This is a genomic window from Glycomyces mayteni, assembly GCF_042428885.1.
Taxonomy (GTDB): Bacteria; Actinomycetota; Actinomycetes; order Mycobacteriales; family Micromonosporaceae; genus Glycomyces; species Glycomyces mayteni.
Window position 1 is genome coordinate 1,021,970 of record NZ_JBHMBP010000002.1, and the last position, 17,885, is coordinate 1,039,854.

Genomic DNA, 17,885 nt, shown 5'->3' on the forward strand with positions numbered 1-17,885 from the left:
CCAGGGGTGGCGTCGGCAGGGTACCGCTTGCCACCGCCCTCCCGTCAAGACCCGCGCCCCCGCCCGAGGCGGCCGCGGCCGCGGCGCGGCGGGCTAATGTGGTCCGCATGCGTGTGACGATGCGCGAGGTCGCCGTGCGGGCGGGGGTCTCGGTCAAGACGGTTTCCCGCGTGGTGAACGAGGAGCCGCACATCCGCCCCGAGACCCGCGACCAGGTGCGCGCCGCCATCGCCGAACTCGGATGGCAGCCCAACGCCTCGGCCCGGACCCTGCGCACCGGGCGCACCGGCGTCGTCGGCATCGCCGTCGCCGGACTGCGCCGCCCCCTCCTCGCCGCCCTCGTGGAACGCCTCGTCATGGAATTGGACCGACACGGCCTGCACGCCACCGTCGAGCCCACCCACGACGACCCCGCGAGCCTCGCCGCCGCCCTCGAACTGCGCGGCCACACCTTCGACGCGCTCCTCGCGATCGACGCGCCCGACCTCCCCGCCGAGGCCGTCGCCGCCCAGGACGGGCCCGTCGTCCGCGTCGACCTCACCCGGCGCCTCCCCACCGAGCCCGCCGTGGACACCGTGCGCGCCGACCTCGACCAGGCCGTCAACACCGCCCTGCGCCACCTGCGCGTCATGGGCCACCACCGCCCCGTGCTCATCGGCCCCGGCCCCCTCGCCGAACGCGAGCCCGGCCAGCCCCTCGCCCGCGTCGACCCCGGCCCCGGCGAGATCGGCCGCGCCGCCGGATTCAAGGCCGCGCAGCGCGCGCTCACCGAGCACCCCGGCGTGGACGCGCTCATCTGCGGCACCGACGAGATCGCGTTGGGAGCGCTCGCCGGGCTGCACGCCGCCGGAGTGGACGTGCCCGGCCGCGTGGCCGTCATCGGCTACGGCGACCTCGACGACGCCCGGTTCAGCACGCCCTCGCTCACCACCATCGACCCCGACCCGATCTCCCTCGCGCGCAACGCCGTCGATCTCCTCACCGCCCGCCTCGCCGCCCCCGGCCGCCAGCCGGAGTCGGTCACCGTCCCCGTCACGCTCGTGCAGCGCGAGTCGACCTCGCCGGCCGCCCGATGAGGCGCCCGACCCTCGCGGACGTCGCGGCCGTCGCCCGCGTCTCGCCCAAGACCGTCTCGAACGTGCTGCTCGGCCGCCCCTACGCCGCCGAGGCGACCCGGGCCCGGGTGTGGCAGGCCGTCGAGGCCGTCGGCTACCGCGTCAACCGCGCGGGCCGGGCGCTGGCGGGCGGCGGGAGCGGGCGGATCGCGATCGTCGTCCCGAACCTGCACCAGCCGTACTACGCCGAGAACGCCGAGCGGTTCATCCTCGCGCTGGAGGCGCAGGGGCTCACCACGACCCTGCGGCTCGCCCCCGACGGCCGGTCCGGGGTGCGCGCGGTGCGCGGCGAGACGACCGCTGACGCGGACGGCGTGGTCGTCTTCCCGAACTTCCACCCGGACCTGCTGGGGGGCAAGGCCCCCGACCGGCCCGTCGTCCAGTTCGGCGGCGGCCCTTCGGGTCTCCTCGACACTGTGGTCATGGGCCAGCACGAGGGCTTCGCCGCGGTCACCCGCCACCTCCTCGACACCGGGCGGCGCAGGCTCGCCCTGGTGTGGAACGCCTCCGAGAGCGGCCTCCCCGACGGCCCGCGGTACGAGGGCTTCCTCGCGGCCCTGGGGGAGTACGGCGTCGAGGCCGACCCCTCGCTCATGGTCGCGGGCTCGGACTGGGACCGGCGCGCACCCGGCTTCGAGGCGATGTCGGGCCTGCTCGCCTCCGGGGCCGAGTTCGACGCGGTGGTCTGCATCAACGACGCCGTGGCCGTGGGCGCCCTGCGGGCCCTGCGCATCCGCGGCGTCCGCGTCCCCGACGACGTGGCCCTCACCGGGTTCGACGACACCGACGAGGCCGAGTTCACCGTGCCTCCACTCACGACGGTGAGCCCGGAGCACCAGGCCATGGTCGACGCGGCCGTGGCGATGCTGGTCGAGCGCCTCGGCGGCGAGTCCGGCCCGCCGCGCGTGCGCCACACCGGCGCGCACCTGATCCCGCGGGCCTCCTCCGGCGTCCCCCGCTAGCGCCCGTTCACCGTGGCCGCATCGTTATGGTTCACGTTCACATTTTCTGTTGTCTCGTCATTGACAACGCTGAACCAGATGCATATATTCATGTGGATCTTGGTCGCCCCGCACCATGCGACCGCAAAAAACACCAGGTAGTGGCCGCTCCGACGATGCCGAACGCCGCCGCCGACGCACACCCCGGCCCCGACTCAAGGAGGAGTCTTGCTCCCGAAACCGAACCGCCGCAGCGGACCCGCGGCCGTCGCCTCACTCGCCGCCGCGGCCCTGCTGCTGAGCGCCTGCGGCGGCGGAGGCGAGGACGACAACGCGCTCCACATCCTCGTCGTCAAGCACGCGCTCACCGGGCCGATGGCCGACATGGCGTGGACCGCCGAGATCGAGAAGGCCGCGGGCATCCCCATCAAGTGGGAGGAGGTGTCGGCCGACTGGGACCAGAAGAAGTCCACGATGCTCGCCGCCGGCGACATCCCCGACCTCGTCATCGGCGCCAACGCGATCACCGACGCCGACATGGTGACCTTCACCGGCCTCTTCGAGGACCTCGGCGACGACATGGACTCCCTCCCCAACGTGCAGGCCATGTTCGACGCCCGCCCCGAGACCGAGCTCATGGCGACCCGCCCCGACGGCGAGGTCTTCTCCGTCCCCTCCTACCGCCGCTTCTGGCCCGAGACCGGCACCCGCCAGTACGTCAACCAGCAGTGGCTCGACAACCTCGGCCTGGAGCAGCCGACCACCTGGGACGAGCTGCACGAGGTGCTCCTGGCGTTCAAGACCGAGGACGCCAACGGCAACGGCGACCCCGACGACGAGATCCCCATCGACTGGTCCCCGGCGGGCGACGAGGGCTTCGGCTACTTCCAGCCCTCCGTCCTCCTCGGCAGCCTCGGCCTGCCCATCACCAACGGCGGCGGCTCCGGCTACTTCGTCGAGGACGGCACGGTCGGCAACTTCCTTACCGACCCCCGCTACAAGGAGGTCGTGTCCTTCCTGCACGACCTGTACGCCGACGGCCTGGTCAGCCAGGACGTCATGACCCAGGACTACTCCGCGTACCAGTCCGTAGGCCGCGGCGACGGCGACACCGCGAAGGTCGGCTTCTCGTGGGGCTGGACCGCCTCCGACCGCTTCGGCCCGCAGCTCGCCGACCAGTACGCGACCCTCGCCCCGCTCGCGGCCGACGCCGCCGCCACCGACCTCGCCTGGACCTACGACTCCTACTCGCTCAACTACGGCCTCAACACCATCACCATGTCGGCCCAGAGCACCAAGAAGGACGCCGCCCTCAAGGTCATCGACGCCTTCTACGACCAGGACCTCTCCCTCCAGGCCCTGTGGGGCGACTTCGGCACCAACATCGAGGACGGCGGGAACGGCGTCTACACCGTCCTGCCCCCCGCCGACGCGACCCTCGACCCGTCCTCCTGGAAGTGGACGACCACCCTCGCCGACAACAGCCCCGGCTGGATCCGCGACGACATCGAGGTCACCGTCCCCACCGACATCCAGGAGGCCGTCGAGGACGAGGCGCCGCTCGCCGACGCCCTCGCCGGCATCGACCCGGCCACCGACATCTGGCCCGGCGAGCTCATCAAGATGAACGCCGAGGACTCCAGCCGCCTCTCCCTGCTGCACACCGACATCCTCGGACCGGCCATGCAGCGGTGGGCCACCTGGATCACCGAAGGCGGCGTCGAGTCCGAATGGGACGACTACACCGCCGAACTCGACGGGCTCGGCCTCACCGAGGCCGTCGAGATCCACCAGCGCTACTACGACGAGTACCTGGCGGCCCAGGGATGACCTCCGCGACCACCGTCCGGCCCGCCGGGGGCGCCGCCCCCCGGCGGGCCGGGGGCCCGGCCCACCGCCTCAAGCGGCACTTCCGCCGCTACTGGCAGCTGTGGGTCATGGTCGCCCCGGCCGTCGCGTTCGTCGCGGTCTTCGCCTACGTGCCCATGTACGGCCTCCAGCTCGCCTTCCGCGAGTTCGACTTCGCCGCGGGCATCACCGGCGGCGACTGGGTGGGCCTGAAGTACTTCCAGCAGTTCTTCGACAGCCCCCAGTTCTGGAACCTCCTGCGCAACACCGTCGTCATCAGCGTGAGCACCCTCGTCGCGGGCTTCGTCGCCCCGATCGGACTGGCGCTCATGGTGAACCAGGTGCTCGGACGCCGCCGCAAGAAGTTCCTCCAGACCGCCACCTACCTGCCGCACTTCATCTCGATCGTGGTCATCGTCGGCATGCTCCAGGTGTTCCTCTCCCCGACCTCGGGCCTCATCACCCGCGTCGTGGGCCTCTTCGGCGTCGACGATGCGAACTTCCTCGGCAGCGCCGGCGCGTTCGTCCCCGTCTACGTGCTCTCCGAGGTGTGGCAGCACGCCGGATGGAACAGCATCATCTACCTCGCCGCCCTGTCGAGCGTGGACCCGCAGCTCTACGAGGCCGCGAAGATCGACGGCGCCGGGCGCTTCAGCATCATCCGGCACATCGACGTCCCCGCGCTCGTGCCGACCATGATCGTGCTCCTCATCCTCAACATGGGGAACGTGCTGAACACCGGCTTCGAGAAGATCTTCCTGATGCAGAACCCGCTCAACCTCGGCGTCTCCGAGGTGATCGCGACCTACGTCTACAAGATCGGCATCCTCTCCAACCAGTTCAGCTACGCGACGGCGATCGGCCTGTTCAACACCCTCATCAACTTCGCGTTCCTGGTGGTCGCCAACCAGATCGCCAAACGCGTCTCCAACACGAGCCTGTGGTGAGCCCGATGACCAGACCCTTTGCGGCGCTCCGCCGCGACACCCCCGGCGACCTCGCCTTCAAGGCCCTCCTCGCCCTGTGCTGCGTCCTGGTGCTGCTCCTGGCCCTGTACCCGATCTACTTCGTGGTCATCGCCTCCGTCAGCGACCCCACCATGGTCGCCACCGGCCGGGTCTGGATCGTGCCCCGCGACCTCTCCTGGTTCGGGTACGAGCAGATCCTCGCCGACGACCGCATCTGGAACGGCTACCGCAACACCCTCCTGTACGCCGTCGCCGGGACCGCGCTCAACCTGCTGGTCACCATGCCCGCGGCGTTCACCCTCTCGCGCAGGGAGTTCCGGCCCCGGCGCGTGCTGATGTTCTTCTTCGCGTTCACGATGTTCTTCAGCGGCGGGCTCATCCCGATGTACCTGCTGCTGCGCGACCTCAACCTGCTCGACAACTGGCTGGTGTTCGTCCTGCCCTCGGCGGTGAACGTCTTCAACCTCATCATCGCCCGCTCGTTCTTCGAGCACTCGCTCCCCGAGGAGCTGCACGAGGCCGCCTCCATCGACGGCGCGAACTACTTCCAGTTCTTCGCCAAGATCGCCCTGCCGCTGTCCATGCCGATCCTCTCGGTGATCGGCCTCTACTACCTGGTGCAGCACTGGAACGACTTCTTCACCGGCCTGGTCTTCGTGCGCGACTACAGCCTCCAGCCGCTCCAGATCGTCCTGCGCGACATCCTCATCTCCAACCAGGCGTTCTCCGGCGGCGCGGGCGGGGCGGGCGGCGCCGGGGCCGGGTCCTACGCGCAGCAGTACGCCGACCAGATCAAGTACGGCGTCATCGTCGTCTCGACCCTGCCGGTGATCGTGCTGTACCCGTTCCTCCAGCGCTACTTCGAGAAGGGCGTCATGATCGGGGCGGTGAAGGGATGAGGCCCGCGTTCCTGGAGTGGTACCAGCGCCTCGGCCGGCTCGGCCTGCGGCTGCTGTGCCTGCACCTGCTGTGGATCGCCTGGACCCTCCGCGGCGGCGTCGTCCTCGGGGCCTTCCCCGCGACCGCCGCCCTCCACGCGGTGCTCCGCGAGGACGCCCGGTCCGCCGTCGCCCGCCCCGACGAGCCCCCGGCCCTGTCCGGGCTGCGCGCCCGGTTCGGGACGCTGTGGAAGCGGGAGTTCGCCGCCGCCAACCGGCTCGGCCTGCTGCTGGCGCTGTGCTGGGCGTTCCTCCTCGTGGACCGGCGGGTCGTGGAGCACCTCGACCTCGGCGCGGCCGGGCCGGTGCTCGCGGGCGGGCTCACCGTCGCGGGCGTCGTGCTCGGGGTCGTCACGGTCCTGGTGTGGCCCTTGCAGTCCCACTTCGACGAAGGCGCCGGGGCGCTGCTGCGCCGGGCCCTGGTCCTGGCGCTCGCTCGCCCGGCCACCGCGGTCCTCGCGGGCGCGGGCGTCGGCGTCCTGCTGTGCGCCTATTACCTGGTGCCCGGCCTGGTCCCGGTGTTCGGGCTCGCGGCCCCGGCCGCGCTGGCGACGGCGGTGCTGTGGCGCTCGGGCGTGCTCGCGACGCGCGCGCTCGTCAGCGCGTGAGCTCGGTCCTGAGCTCGGCGAGTTTCTCCGAGGCGAACCGCATCCCGTCGGGGAACCGGTCCGCGGGGTCCCAGCGCCACGCGGTGATCATGGCGAGCATGACGATCCGGCACTCGCGCAGCAGCCCGGGGTCGGCGCCCCGGTAGTGCGCGGCGACCGCGTCGGGGGCGTGGGCGAGGTCGAACTCGACGGGCCCGCGGCAGCACGTCTCGAAGTCGATGAACCGCGGGCCCGCGGTCGTGGCGAGCAGGTTCCCGGGGTGCGGTTCGCCGTGGAGGACCTGCTCGCTCCCGCGCGCGGCGATCGATCGCCCCAGCTCCAGCGCCTCGACCAGGACCCGCCGGTCGGCCTCGGGGAGCCCGGGGCTGACGTCGCGGTCGGCCACGACCGCGAGCGCCTCGGCGACCCGGTCGGTGAAGTGCGGGGTGGGGACGTCGAGTCCGCGCATCCCGGCGTGGAGCCGTTCGAGCGCGGCGGCGTACTCGGCTGGCGGGACCTCCGGCGCGGCCGGCTCGTAGTAGGTCCAGAACGCGACGGTGAACCCGTCCTCCTCGTGGACGCGCGCCGGAGCCAGCGGCTCGGCCACGGGCGCGCCCGCGGCGGCGAGCCTCCCCGCCACGTCCAGCTCGAACTCCGCCACCTGCTCCTCGACGGGGGCCACCCGCGCGAGCACGTCGCAGGGCCGCAGCCGCACCGCGTACTTGTTCGACGCGTGGAGCACGACCCCCTCCTCGGCGTCCAGCCCCAGTGAGGCGGCCGCCGCCACCGCCGCCGCCGTGGCCCTCGCCGCCCGCGAATCCGTCATCCGTGCCCCTCTCCCGCAACGAGTCGGGAGCCTATCAAAGAGCCAGGTATTGACCCAAATGAATTGTTCCCGGTAACATTCGGTGCTATCGACGTCCGCTGATGTCGTCACACCCGGCTCCGACGACATCGGACGCGGCGCCGAATCGATAGGCTGGGGGTGTCGCGCGGCACCCCGCGCGATGCCCCGGCTGGTGCGAAGGACGGACCCGATGAAGGACGCACGTGGCGAACACGAGTGCTGACAAGCCGAACATCCGGCAGGTCGCGCGGCTCGCCGGGGTCTCCCACATGACGGTGTCGCGGGTCCTCAACAACTACCCGCACATCAAGGACGCGACCAGGCGCCGGGTCCTGGAGGTCATCGAGGAGCTCGACTACCGGCCCAACATGGCCGCGCGCGCGCTCGCGACGCAGAAGAGCCAGCGCATCGGCGTGATCGTGGAGAGCGCCGTCGAGTTCGGGCCCACGAGCACGCTCCGCGCCCTGGAGTCCACCGCCCGCGCCGCCGGGTACGCGGTCAGCTCGATCAGCCTCGGCGACGGCGACGGGATCTCCCCGCAGGAGGCCGTCGACAACCTCACCACGCAGGGCGTGGACGCGCTGTGCGTGATCGCGCCCCGCTCGTCCTCGATCGCGGCGCTGCGCAAGATCTCGATCGGCGTGCCCGTCCTGGTCGTCAAGCCCGACCGGGACCCGACCTTCCTCACCGTCTCGCTCGACCAGCAGGAGGGCACGACGCTCGCCGTCGACCACCTGGTCTCCTTGGGCCACAGGGACATCCTCCACCTCGCCGGGCCGCTCGACTGGCTCGACGCGCGGGCCCGGGAGCGGGCGTTCCACTCCCGCGCGAAGGCGTGGGGCGTGCGCGAGCGCCCGATCGTGGTGGGCGACTGGAGCGCCGACTTCGCGTACGACTTCGCCAGGGGCATCCGGGAGCTCCCGGACTACACGGCGGTGTTCGTCGCCAACGACGACATGGCGGTGGGCCTGGTCCACGGCCTCGCCGAGCGCGGCTTCTCCGTCCCGGGGGAGCTGAGCGTCGTGGGCTTCGACGACGTGCCCCTGGCCGCGCACGTGCTGCCGCCGCTGACGACGGTGCGCCAGAACTTCCGGGCCCTGGGGGTGGCGATCGTGGACCTGCTGCGCGCCGCCGTCGAGGACCGCGAGATCCCGCGCGTGACCAGGATTCCCGCCGAGCTGCTGGTGCGCTCCTCGACGGCCGCGCCGAGGGGGGCCGAGCGGTGACCGATCCCGTGGTGGAGATGTCCGGCATCACCGTCGAGTTCTCCGGGGTGCGCGTGCTCGACGGCGTGGACCTGGCGCTGTACCCCGGCGAGGTCCACGCGCTCATGGGGGAGAACGGCGCGGGGAAGTCCACCCTCATCGGCGCCCTGACCGGGACGCTGCCGATCCTCTCGGGGGAGGTGCGCGTCGGCGGCGAGGAGCGGATGCCGATCGGCGTGGCGCGCAGCCGGGCCGAGGGCATCGCGACGGTGTTCCAGGAGACGCACCTGAGCCCGCACCTGACCGTGGCCGAGAACGTCATGATCGGCAACGAGGTGCGCGGGCCGTTCGGCATCGACTGGAAGGCGAACCGCGCCCGCGCCGCCGAGGTCCTCGCCCGCCTGGGCCTGGACGACCTGGACCCGCGCAGCCCGCTGTCGGCGCTGCCGCCCGCGGTGAAGCAGCTCGTGGCCGTGGCGCGGGCGCTCGTGGTGGAGCCGCGGGTGCTCGTCCTGGACGAGCCGACGTCGAGTCTGGACGCCTCCGAGGTGCGCACCCTGCTGCGCGTCGTGCGCGGCCTGCGCGACCGCGGCGTCGCGATCCTGTTCGTCTCGCACTTCATCGAGCAGGTCTTCGAGGTCGCCGACCGGATGACGGTGCTGCGCGGCGGACGCCTGGTGGGGGAGTACCTCGCGGCCGAGCTCGACCGCTCCGACCTCATCTCGAAGATGCTCGGCGAGGACATCGAGGCGCTCAAGGCCCTGCGCTCGGAGCGCCTGGCGCACCACTACTCCGCCTCCGGCAGGCCCACGCTGCGCGCCGAGGCGCTCGGGCGGCGCGGGACGCTTGACCCGACGGACATCGAGCTGTCGCGCGGCGAGGTCGTGGGCTTCGCGGGCCTGCACGGCTCGGGCCGGACCGAGCTGGCGCGGCTCATGGGCGGCGCGGAGCGGGCCGACAGCGGCGAGATCTGGGTGGACGGCGTGCGCGTCCAGCTGCGCAGTCCCGGTGCGGCCCTGCACCGGCGCATCGCCCTGTCCACCGAGGACCTGCGCGGCGAGGGCATCATCGCGGGCCTCACGGCCCGGGAGAACATCGTGCTCGCGCTCCAGGCGATGCGCGGCTGGTCGCGGCCCCTGTCGCGGGGCGAGCAGGGCGCGCTCATCGAGACCTACCTCGAAGCGCTGCACCTGTCCCCGGCCGACATCGACCGGCCCGTGGAGGAGCTGTCGGGCGGGACGCAGCAGAAGATCCTGCTCGCGCGCCTGCTCGCGACGCGCCCGCACGTGCTCATCCTGGACGAGCCGACGCGCGGCGTCGACATCGGCGCGAAGCTCGACATCCAGCGGCGCGTGGCGCAGCTCGCGGGGGACGGCGTGGCCGTCGTGTTCATCTCCTCGCAACTCGAAGAGGTGGTGCGCCTGAGCGACCGGATCGTGGTGCTCAAGGACCGCGAGAAGATCGGCGAGCTGAGCAACGGCCCCGGCGTCACCGTCGACACCATCGTGGAGATGATCGCGGCCGACCTCGACGGGGAGCTCGGCGAGTAGCCGCCGGATCACGATTGTGACACGGCTCTTGTGCTCCCGATTTTGTTCCCGGTAACATAAATCGCGCGGCGCAACCCCTGCGTCATCGCGAACGGCGGCGGACCCCGATCCGCCCCGCCGGACCCCTCAGCGTCCGGCATCTCAAGGAGGAGAACCATGTCTGCAAAGCAGCGCATCGTCCAGGTGCTCGGCGCCGCGACGGCCGGCGCCCTCGCGCTCGGCCTGACCGCCTGCGGCGGCGGCGAAGGCGGCGACGACGACGGCCTGACCACGGTCGGCTTCGTCGCGGTCGGCCCCGAAGGCGCGTGGCGCGAGGCCAACGAGACGAACATCCAGGACACCTTCACCGAGGACGCGGGCTACGAGCTGAAGTACGCCCCCGCCACGAACCTGGACCAGAAGTCGCAGATCGACGCCTTCACGTCGTTCGTGGACGAAGGCGTGGACGTCATCCTGCTCTCGGCCACCGAGGCCACCGGCTGGGAGGACTCGCTCAAGCGCGCGCAGGAGGCGGAGATCCCGGTGATCCTCCTCGACCGCGGCATCGAGCCCGACGACACCGACCTGTACGTCACCCGCATCGCCCCCGACAACATCCAGGTCTCCACGGCCGTCGCCGACTGGGCCGTCTCCGCGTTCCCCGACGGCGCCAACTACTTCGTGCTCGAAGGCCCCGCGGGCGTCTCGGTCGTCAACGAGCGCAACGAGGGCTTCGACGCCGTCGCGGGCGCCCAGGCGAGCCTCGTCAAGGTCGGCGCGCAGACCGCGAACTGGTCCACCGAAGAGGCCAAGAGCGTCGTCGAGACCGTCCTGAAGTCCAACGACAACGACGTGCAGTTCATCTTCGCGCAGAACGACGAGATGGGCCTCGGCGCCGTCCAGGCCGTCCAGGAGGCCGGCCTCACCCCCGGCACCGACGTCAAGATCGCCACCATCGACGGCACCAAGAACGCCCTCGAATCCCTCGCGGCCGGCGAGTTGAGCTTCGTCGCCGAGTACAACCCGCTCTTCGGCGACACCGCCCTCGAAGTCGTGGAGAAGGTCCTGAACGGCGAGGACGTCGAGTCCAGCATCGTCGTCCCCAGCGCCACCTTCGACTCGCCCGAGGCCGCCGAGGCCGCGCTCCCCGACCGCAAGTTCTAGCCCCAGGGACAGCAGTCAGATCCGGTGCGGGGCCCTCCGGGGCCCCGCACCCCACCACCCCGCGGCGCGGCCGCGGCGACAGGATGTGGAGCACGCGATGCCAGAATCGCTTCCGATCGTCGAGATGGTCGGCATCTCGATCGCGTTCCCGGGCGTCAAGGCGCTCGACGACGTGGGCCTGAGGCTCTTCCCCGGCGAGGTCCACACCCTCATGGGCGAGAACGGGGCCGGGAAGTCGACGCTCATCAAGGCGCTCACCGGCGTCTACAGGATCGACGAGGGCGAGATCCGGATCGCGGGCGAGCCGCGGCGCCTCGGCGGGACCGCCGACGCGCAGCACGCGGGCATCTCCACGGTCTACCAGGAGGTCAACCTCTGCGCGAACCTCACCATCGGCGAGAACGTCATGCTCGGCCACGAGGTGCGCGGCCCCGCGGGCATCAACTGGCGGGCCACCAACCGCGCCGCCGCCGCGACCCTCGCGAAGCTCGGCCTCGGCCACCTCAACCCGAAGCAGTCGTTGTCGGCGCTGCCGCTGGCCCTCCAGCAGCTCGTCGCGATCAGCCGGTCCATGGTCGCCCAGTGCAAGGTCCTCATCCTCGACGAGCCGACCTCCAGCCTCGACGCCAACGAGGTCGAGCAGCTCTTCACCGTCATCCGCAGCCTGCGCGACCAAGGCGTCGCCATCCTCTTCGTGTCGCACTTCCTCGACCAGGTCTACGCGATCTCGGACCGCCTCACGGTCCTGCGCAACGGCCGCTCCGAAGGCGAGTACCGCACCCACGAGCTCGAACGCGCCCAGCTCATCGCCAAGATGATCGGCCGCGACCTCGCGACCCTGAAGTCCCTCGACGCGAAGGAGTCCCGCCGTGTCCGCGGCGACGGGCCCCCGCTGTACGCCGCCAAGGGCATCGGCCGCAAGGGCGCGATCGACGCGATGGACGTCGAGCTCCACCGCGGCGAGGTCGTCGGCCTCGCGGGCCTCCTCGGCTCCGGGCGCACCGAGCTCGCCCGCCTCGTGTACGGCGCCGACAAGCCCGACACCGGGGACGTGGCGATCGACGGCGAGAAGGCCGAGATCACCACCCCCGCGAAGGCCCTCGCAAAGCACATCGCGTTCTCCAGCGAGAACCGCCGCGACGAGGGGATCGTCCGCGACCTCTCCGTCCGCGAGAACCTCGTCCTCGCCGTCCAGGCCCGCCGCGGCTGGGCCCGCCCGCTGCCGCGCCGCGAGCAGGACGCCATCGTCGCCAAATACCTCGCGGCCCTCGGGGTCCGGCCCGCCGACCCCGAGCGGCCCGTGCGCCTGCTCTCGGGCGGCAACCAGCAGAAGGTCCTCCTCGGCCGCTGGCTCGCCACCGACCCCGAACTGCTCATCCTCGACGAGCCGACGCGCGGCATCGACGTCGGCGCGAAGGCCGAGATCCAGGAGTACGTCGCCGACCTCGCCGACGACGGCCTGGCCGTCCTCTTCATCTCCTCCGAGATCGAGGAGGTCGTCAGGCAGAGCGACCGCATCATCGTCCTCAAGGACCACCGCAAGATCGCCGAACTCGAAGGCGGGCCGGGCGTGTCCGCCGAATCCATCGTCACCGTCATCGCCGAGGACGGCCTCGGCGACCAGAGTGCGGACACCGCCGTCCGCGAGGAGGCCACCACATGAGCGCGCACGCGCACGGCCCGGCCGAGGCGCTCAAAGCCCTCGTCCGGCGCCAGTACTTCTGGGGCATCGTGGCCATCGCGCTGCTGCTCCTCGTCAACCTCGTCAAGGACCCCGGCTACCTGGCCGTCTCCATCGGGTCCTCCGGCAACCTCGTCGGCAACGTCATCGACATCCTCCGCGCCGCCGCGCCGGTCGTCCTGATCGCCGTCGGCATGTGCCTCGTCGTCGCCACCGGCGGCATCGACCTGTCCGTCGGCTCCGTCATGGTCGTCGCCGGGGCCGTCTCCATGGAGTTCCTCTCCGGCGCCCCCGACACCCCCGGCTCCGGCCTCGCCGCGATCGGCCTCGTCATCGCCGTCAGCGCCGCCCTCGGCGCCGTCAACGGCCTGCTCGTGTCCGTCGTCGGCCTCCAGCCCTTCATCTCCACGCTCGTCATCATGCTCGCCGGACGCGGCCTCGCCAAGGTCATCACCGGCGGTCAGAACACGGCCGCCACGAACGAGACGTTCCGGTGGATCGCCAACGGCTACGTCCTCGGCCTCCCCGTCGTGTTCCTCTTCGCCCTGCTCCTCGCCGTCGCCATGGGGCTCCTGGTGCGCCGCAGCGCCCTCGGCCTCATGCTCGAAGCGATCGGCATGGACCCCAAGGCCGCCCGGCTCGCGGGCGTCAACCGCCGCGCGCTCCTGTTCACCGTCTACATCCTCGGCGGCGTCCTCGCCGGGTTCGCGGGCGTGTTCGCCACCGCCAGCGTCATGACCGTGGACGTCTCCCGCACCGGCTACCAGCTCGAACTCGACGCGATCCTCGCCGTCGTCATCGGCGGCACGTCCCTGGCGGGCGGCAAGTTCAACATCACCGGGGCCGTCGTCGGCGCGATCCTCATCGCCACCCTCGACAAGACCGTCGTGTTCCTCGGCGTCTCCTCCTCGGCCACACCGGCGTTCAAAGCCGTCGTCATCGTCGTGCTCTGCCTCCTCCAGTCGGAGCGGGTGCGGCGCGCGTTCCGTCAGCGCCGCGCGGCCGCCCGCCCCGCCGAGCGAGAGGCCGTCGCCGCATGAGCACCCAGACCGTCGCCCCCGCGACCGAGCCGACCGGCGTGCGCGCGCTCGCCAAGCGCCTCGCGCTCCACCTCGACACCCTGCCCACGGCGGCCGCCGTCGTCATCTTCCTCGGCATGATCGTCTACGGCGAGGCCGCCTACGGGCGGATCGTCCAGTTCAACACCCTGTCCAACCTGCTCATCAACAACGCCCACCTCATCATCCTGACCGTGGGCCTCACCTTCGTGATCCTCACCGGCGGCATCGACCTCTCCGTGGGCGCGGTCATCGCCTTCAGCTCCGTCGCGGGCGTCATGCTCATGAACGCGGGCTGGAACCCCTGGCTCGCCATGGTCCTCATGGTCCTCATCGGCACCGGCTTCGGCGCGGTCTCGGGCATCCTCATCCAGTACTTCCACGTCCAGCCGTTCATCGCGACCCTCGCGATGATGTTCCTGGGCCGCGGACTCGCCTCGATCCTCAGCACCGTCCCCGAGCGCCTCGCCGACGACTCGCCCGTGCGCGAACTGGGCACCCAGATCAAGGTCTACGACGGCCCGAAGGTCAACGACATCGCCATCACGCCCGGCGTCGTCATCGCCGCCGTCGTCGTACTCGCCGCGTTCTTCGTGCTCCACCGCACCCGCACCGGCCGCACCGTCTACGCCATCGGCGGCTCCGAGCAGTCCGCGCAGCTCATGGGACTCCCCGTGGCCGCCACCAAGATGTGGGTCTACATCATCAGCGGCTCCCTCGCCGGGCTCGCCGCCGTCGTCTACACCGCCCGCCTCGGCAGCGCCCAGAACATCACCGGCATCGGCTGGGAGCTCGACGCCATCGCCGCCGCCGTCATCGGCGGCACCCTCCTCACCGGCGGCGCCGGGTTCGTCCTCGGCTCCGTCGTCGGCGCGCTCGTCCTCGGCCTCATGAACGTCCTCATCACCCGCGACGGCTCCATCCCGCCCGAAGCGACCACGATCATCACGGGGGGCATCCTCCTCGTGTTCGTCCTCCTCCAGCGCGCCGTCCTCGCCAGACGGCGCGAATAGTCACCGCGGGCGCACCGCGCACCGGATTCGCGGTGCGCCCGCGGCGACCCTCCAACCCCAGCCCCATCGCAGCAGCCCATCTCAATGACGAGAGGCACCCTCCATGCACCCCCGACTCGCCGCCGCCGGCGCCATCGCCGCGCTCACCCTGGGCCTCGCCGCCCCGGCGCACGCCGCCGACGAGGCGCCGCTCCTCCACTACTCCTTCGACGCCGCGCCCCCCGACGGCGCCACCATCGCCGACGAGTCCGGCAACGGCAACGACGGCCTGCTCCGCCAGACCGGCGCGACCTTCGCCGACGGTGTGCTCTCCCTCCCCGGCGGCTCCTCCGCAAGCGGCGCCGCGTACGTCGAGATCCCCACCGCCGACCTCGTCGGCCGCCGGGACCTCACCGTCTCCGCTTGGATCGCCGACCGCTCCGGCCCCGCCAACGTCGCGGCCGCCTTCATCGGCGCGCCCGTCGCCTCCGGGGCCTCCTTCTCGGACGGCTACTGGCTCCTCAACCCCGCCAACCCGAGCGGCTACGTCAAGTCCGTGGTCACGAACGCCGAGAACGCCGCCGCGCCGTGGACCACCGAGACCGGCGCGGGCGCGACGGCAACGCCCACCGCGGGGCTGCGCACCCCGGCCGGGGCCGCGCTGTACACCACCGTCATCGACGGCACCAACGGCAAACTCACGCTGTACGTCAACGGCGTCGAGGCCGCCGAGCACGCGATCGGCCGCGACGTCGCCGACTTCGGCGCGAACCTCGTCGCCTACCTCGGCCGCTCCACCTACAAGGACGCGTACTTCGCCGGGGACTTCGACGACCTCGCCGTCTACGGGACCGCCCTCGACGCCGAAGCGGCGCAGGCGCTCTACAGCGACGGCGCCCTCGACCGCGCGGTCGGCTCCGTCGCGTTGCAGCCCACCGCCACCGCGGATTTCCCGCTGCCCACTTCGTCTTACGGTGCGACGATCTCCTGGGCCTCCAGCGACGGCGCGATCACCGTGGAAGGCGGCACGGCGACCGTCGCTCGGCCGTCCCCCGGCTCCGGCGACGCCGTCGTCACCCTGACCGCGACCTTCACGGCCGCAGGCGAATCCCGCACCCGGACCTACACCGTGACCGTGCCCGAAGACCTCACCGACGCCGAGAAGGCGGACGCCGACCTCGCCGCCGTCGCGATCCCGGGCGCCGACGACGTGCGCACCAACCTCACCGTGCCGACCACCGGCGCGAACGGCTCGGCCATCGAGTGGACCGTCCCCTCCGGCGCGCCCGTGGCGCTCCGCGAGGGCACGGCCGACGGCACCCTGACCCTCGTGGTCGACCGCCCCGCCGCGGGCGCGGACCCGGTGCCCGTGGTCGTCACCGCGACCGCCCGCATCGGCGACGCCGTCCGCACCCGCGACGTCGCGCTGGCCCTCCAGCCGCTGCCCGCCGCGGACGCCGACGAGGAGGCGTACGTCTGGGCCTTCTTCACCGGCGAGGGCGCGGGCGCCGAACGCGTGAGCCTCGCGGCCTCGCGCGGCAACGACGCCCTGAGCTGGAACACCCTCAACGACGGCGAGCCGCTGTTCACCTCGACCCAGGGCACCGAGGGCCTGCGCGACCCGTTCATCATCCGCTCCGCCGAAGGCGACCGGTTCTACATGCTCGCCACCGACCTCAAAGTGGACGGCCTCGCGGGCGGCTTCGACACCGCGCAGCGCAGCGGCTCGCTCTTCATCGAGGTGTGGGAGTCGAACGACCTCGTCAACTGGTCCGAGCAGCGCCACGTCAAGGTCTCCGGCGACTACGCGGGCAACACCTGGGCGCCCGAGGCGTACTGGGACGAGGAACTCGACACGTACGTCGTGTACTGGGCCTCGAACCTGTACGACACGACCGACCCGGCCGACCGCACCGCCGTCACCTACAACCGCATGATGTACGCGACGACCGACGACTTCACGACCTTCTCCGAGGCGCGGCCGTGGGTCGACGTCCAGCGCGGCACCGGCCGCGGCACCATCGACGCCACGATCGCGCAGGTGGACGACACCTACTACCGGTTCATCAAGGACGAGGCGTCGATGACGATCCGCCAGGAGCGCTCCGACGACCTCCTGTCCACCGTGACCGGCGCGCTGCCGGGCGCGACCGGCCCCGCCGACGAGTGGACGCTCGTGAAGGACCAGGTCGCCACCGGGCTCCCCAACGGCGAGCCGGGCGGCGCGTTCACGCAGGGGGAGGGGCCGAGCGTCTTCCCCGCCAACGCGGGCGACGTCAACGGCTACGAGTGGTACCTCTTCATCGACCAGCCCTCCTACCACGGCGGGCCGGACCACTACATCCCCTTCGCCACCACCGACATCGCCGACGGCGACGCGTGGGAGCCGGTCGGCGCGACGCTGCGCGACCGTCTCCCGGAGAACGCCGACGGCGGCAAGCCCCGCCACGGCACCGTCGTCCCGGTGACGCGCGCCGAGTACGAAGCGGTGCTCGCCGCCTTCGCGCCGGACCTCGCCGTCGCCGACGCCGCGCCGATCGCGGTCACCACCCGCGCGGGCACCGCCCCGGTCCTGCCCGGCGCGCACCTGACGAAGGCCGACGGCTCGGTGCAGGACGTGGCGGTCGACTGGGACGCGGTCGACGCCGCCCAGTACGCGCGGCCCGGCACGTTCACCGTCGCCGGCGTCGCGCAGGACGACTCGCGCGCCCCGGTCACCGCCCACGTGACCGTGACCGCCCCGCTCCAGCTCACCGCCTCCGTGCGGTGCCTCGCGGGCAAGGCCACGGTGGTCGTCACCGCCGCGAACCTCGGCAGTACCACTGTCGACATTGCGCTCTCCTCCGGCTTCGGTGCCAAGACCCTCACCGCCATCGCGCCCGGAGCCGCCGCGTCCGCCGCGTTCACGACGCGGCAGGCCGCCGTCGCCGCCGGAACCGTCACCGCCGCAGCGGGCGGCGCCGTCCTCGACACCGCCTATCCCGCAACCGACTGCGGCTGAACCCGCGGCCC

Annotated in this window: 14 protein-coding genes; 13 read left to right on the forward strand and 1 reads right to left on the reverse strand. The window is 71.9% G+C overall.

Translation table 11 applies throughout. From position 1 onward, the window contains the following. The first annotated feature begins 107 nt into the window (after positions 1-107). The 6 genes from ACFFXY_RS11390 to ACFFXY_RS11415 all read left to right on the forward strand — a co-directional run bounded on the left by ACFFXY_RS11390 (position 108) and on the right by ACFFXY_RS11415 (position 6,418). On the forward strand, positions 108-1,076 hold the full coding sequence (locus ACFFXY_RS11390; RefSeq protein WP_382349912.1) for a LacI family DNA-binding transcriptional regulator: 969 nt from the start codon (positions 108-110) through the stop codon (positions 1,074-1,076). Continuing rightward, positions 1,073-2,077 carry a LacI family DNA-binding transcriptional regulator gene (locus ACFFXY_RS11395; protein WP_382349915.1) on the forward strand — a complete coding sequence of 335 codons (1,005 nt, stop codon included), beginning with the start codon at positions 1,073-1,075 and terminating at the stop codon, positions 2,075-2,077. The genes ACFFXY_RS11390 and ACFFXY_RS11395 overlap by 4 nt, the downstream gene beginning before the upstream one ends. Positions 2,078-2,284: 207 nt before the next feature. Further along, on the forward strand, positions 2,285-3,886 hold the full coding sequence (locus tag ACFFXY_RS11400; protein WP_382349918.1) for a type 2 periplasmic-binding domain-containing protein: 1,602 nt from the start codon (positions 2,285-2,287) through the stop codon (positions 3,884-3,886). After that, on the forward strand, positions 3,883-4,851 hold the full coding sequence (locus ACFFXY_RS11405; protein WP_382349921.1) for an ABC transporter permease: 969 nt from the start codon (positions 3,883-3,885) through the stop codon (positions 4,849-4,851). The genes ACFFXY_RS11400 and ACFFXY_RS11405 overlap by 4 nt, the downstream gene beginning before the upstream one ends. A 5-nt stretch (positions 4,852-4,856) precedes the next feature. After that, the gene (locus ACFFXY_RS11410; RefSeq protein WP_382349922.1) at positions 4,857-5,771 is read left to right on the forward strand and encodes a carbohydrate ABC transporter permease; all 915 of its coding nucleotides are present in this window, start codon (positions 4,857-4,859) and stop codon (positions 5,769-5,771) included. Beyond that, positions 5,768-6,418, forward strand: coding sequence for a YesL family protein (locus ACFFXY_RS11415; RefSeq protein ID WP_382349924.1), 651 nt, complete (start codon positions 5,768-5,770; stop codon positions 6,416-6,418). The genes ACFFXY_RS11410 and ACFFXY_RS11415 overlap by 4 nt, the downstream gene beginning before the upstream one ends. Here ACFFXY_RS11415 and ACFFXY_RS11420 read toward each other — a convergent pair. Beyond that, positions 6,408-7,223 (reverse strand): phosphotransferase enzyme family protein, encoded by an 816-nt coding sequence (locus tag ACFFXY_RS11420; RefSeq protein WP_382349927.1) that lies wholly within the window; start codon positions 7,221-7,223, stop codon positions 6,408-6,410. The two genes, ACFFXY_RS11415 and ACFFXY_RS11420, sit on opposite strands and share 11 nt — an antisense overlap. Before the next feature lie 224 nt (positions 7,224-7,447). On the opposite strand from ACFFXY_RS11420, the gene ACFFXY_RS11425 reads away from it, so the two are divergent. From ACFFXY_RS11425 to ACFFXY_RS11455, 7 genes are all read left to right on the forward strand, one after another. Further along, entirely contained in the window at positions 7,448-8,470 is a 1,023-nt protein-coding gene (locus tag ACFFXY_RS11425) for a LacI family DNA-binding transcriptional regulator (RefSeq protein WP_382349930.1), read from the forward strand. Further along, positions 8,467-9,999, forward strand: a complete 1,533-nt coding sequence (locus ACFFXY_RS11430; protein ID WP_382349933.1) for a sugar ABC transporter ATP-binding protein — start codon at positions 8,467-8,469, stop codon at positions 9,997-9,999. Before ACFFXY_RS11425 ends, ACFFXY_RS11430 begins: the two co-directional genes overlap by 4 nt. 156 nt (positions 10,000-10,155) lie before the next feature. Then, positions 10,156-11,142 (forward strand): ABC transporter substrate-binding protein, encoded by a 987-nt coding sequence (locus ACFFXY_RS11435; protein ID WP_382349936.1) that lies wholly within the window; start codon positions 10,156-10,158, stop codon positions 11,140-11,142. A 97-nt stretch (positions 11,143-11,239) separates the two neighbouring features. Then, on the forward strand, positions 11,240-12,805 hold the full coding sequence (locus ACFFXY_RS11440; protein WP_382349938.1) for a sugar ABC transporter ATP-binding protein: 1,566 nt from the start codon (positions 11,240-11,242) through the stop codon (positions 12,803-12,805). Next, positions 12,802-13,863: an ABC transporter permease gene (locus ACFFXY_RS11445; RefSeq protein ID WP_382349941.1), complete on the forward strand. Its 1,062-nt coding sequence runs from the start codon at positions 12,802-12,804 to the stop codon at positions 13,861-13,863. The genes ACFFXY_RS11440 and ACFFXY_RS11445 overlap by 4 nt, the downstream gene beginning before the upstream one ends. Further along, positions 13,860-14,894 (forward strand): ABC transporter permease subunit, encoded by a 1,035-nt coding sequence (locus tag ACFFXY_RS11450; protein ID WP_382349944.1) that lies wholly within the window; start codon positions 13,860-13,862, stop codon positions 14,892-14,894. The genes ACFFXY_RS11445 and ACFFXY_RS11450 overlap by 4 nt, the downstream gene beginning before the upstream one ends. A gap of 103 nt (positions 14,895-14,997) precedes the next feature. After that, the gene (locus ACFFXY_RS11455) at positions 14,998-17,874 is read left to right on the forward strand and encodes an immunoglobulin-like domain-containing protein (RefSeq protein WP_382349947.1); all 2,877 of its coding nucleotides are present in this window, start codon (positions 14,998-15,000) and stop codon (positions 17,872-17,874) included. Positions 17,875-17,885 lie beyond the last annotated feature (11 nt).

Excerpts from the sequence above, each read along its gene's own strand:
- ACFFXY_RS11415 (WP_382349924.1), top strand. The coding sequence starts at position 5,768 with ATGAGGCCCGCGTTCCTGGAGTGGTACCAGCGCCTCGGCCGGCTCGGC.
- ACFFXY_RS11435 (WP_382349936.1), top strand. The coding sequence starts at position 10,156 with ATGTCTGCAAAGCAGCGCATCGTCCAGGTGCTCGGCGCCGCGACGGCC.
- ACFFXY_RS11445 (WP_382349941.1), top strand. The coding sequence starts at position 12,802 with ATGAGCGCGCACGCGCACGGCCCGGCCGAGGCGCTCAAAGCCCTCGTC.
- ACFFXY_RS11455 (WP_382349947.1), top strand. The coding sequence starts at position 14,998 with ATGCACCCCCGACTCGCCGCCGCCGGCGCCATCGCCGCGCTCACCCTG.
- ACFFXY_RS11410 (WP_382349922.1), top strand. The coding sequence starts at position 4,857 with ATGACCAGACCCTTTGCGGCGCTCCGCCGCGACACCCCCGGCGACCTC.
- ACFFXY_RS11450 (WP_382349944.1), top strand. The coding sequence starts at position 13,860 with ATGAGCACCCAGACCGTCGCCCCCGCGACCGAGCCGACCGGCGTGCGC.
- ACFFXY_RS11405 (WP_382349921.1), top strand. The coding sequence starts at position 3,883 with ATGACCTCCGCGACCACCGTCCGGCCCGCCGGGGGCGCCGCCCCCCGG.
- ACFFXY_RS11420 (WP_382349927.1), bottom strand. The coding sequence starts at position 7,223 with ATGACGGATTCGCGGGCGGCGAGGGCCACGGCGGCGGCGGTGGCGGCG.
- ACFFXY_RS11395 (WP_382349915.1), top strand. The coding sequence starts at position 1,073 with ATGAGGCGCCCGACCCTCGCGGACGTCGCGGCCGTCGCCCGCGTCTCG.
- ACFFXY_RS11440 (WP_382349938.1), top strand. The coding sequence starts at position 11,240 with ATGCCAGAATCGCTTCCGATCGTCGAGATGGTCGGCATCTCGATCGCG.
- ACFFXY_RS11390 (WP_382349912.1), top strand. The coding sequence starts at position 108 with ATGCGTGTGACGATGCGCGAGGTCGCCGTGCGGGCGGGGGTCTCGGTC.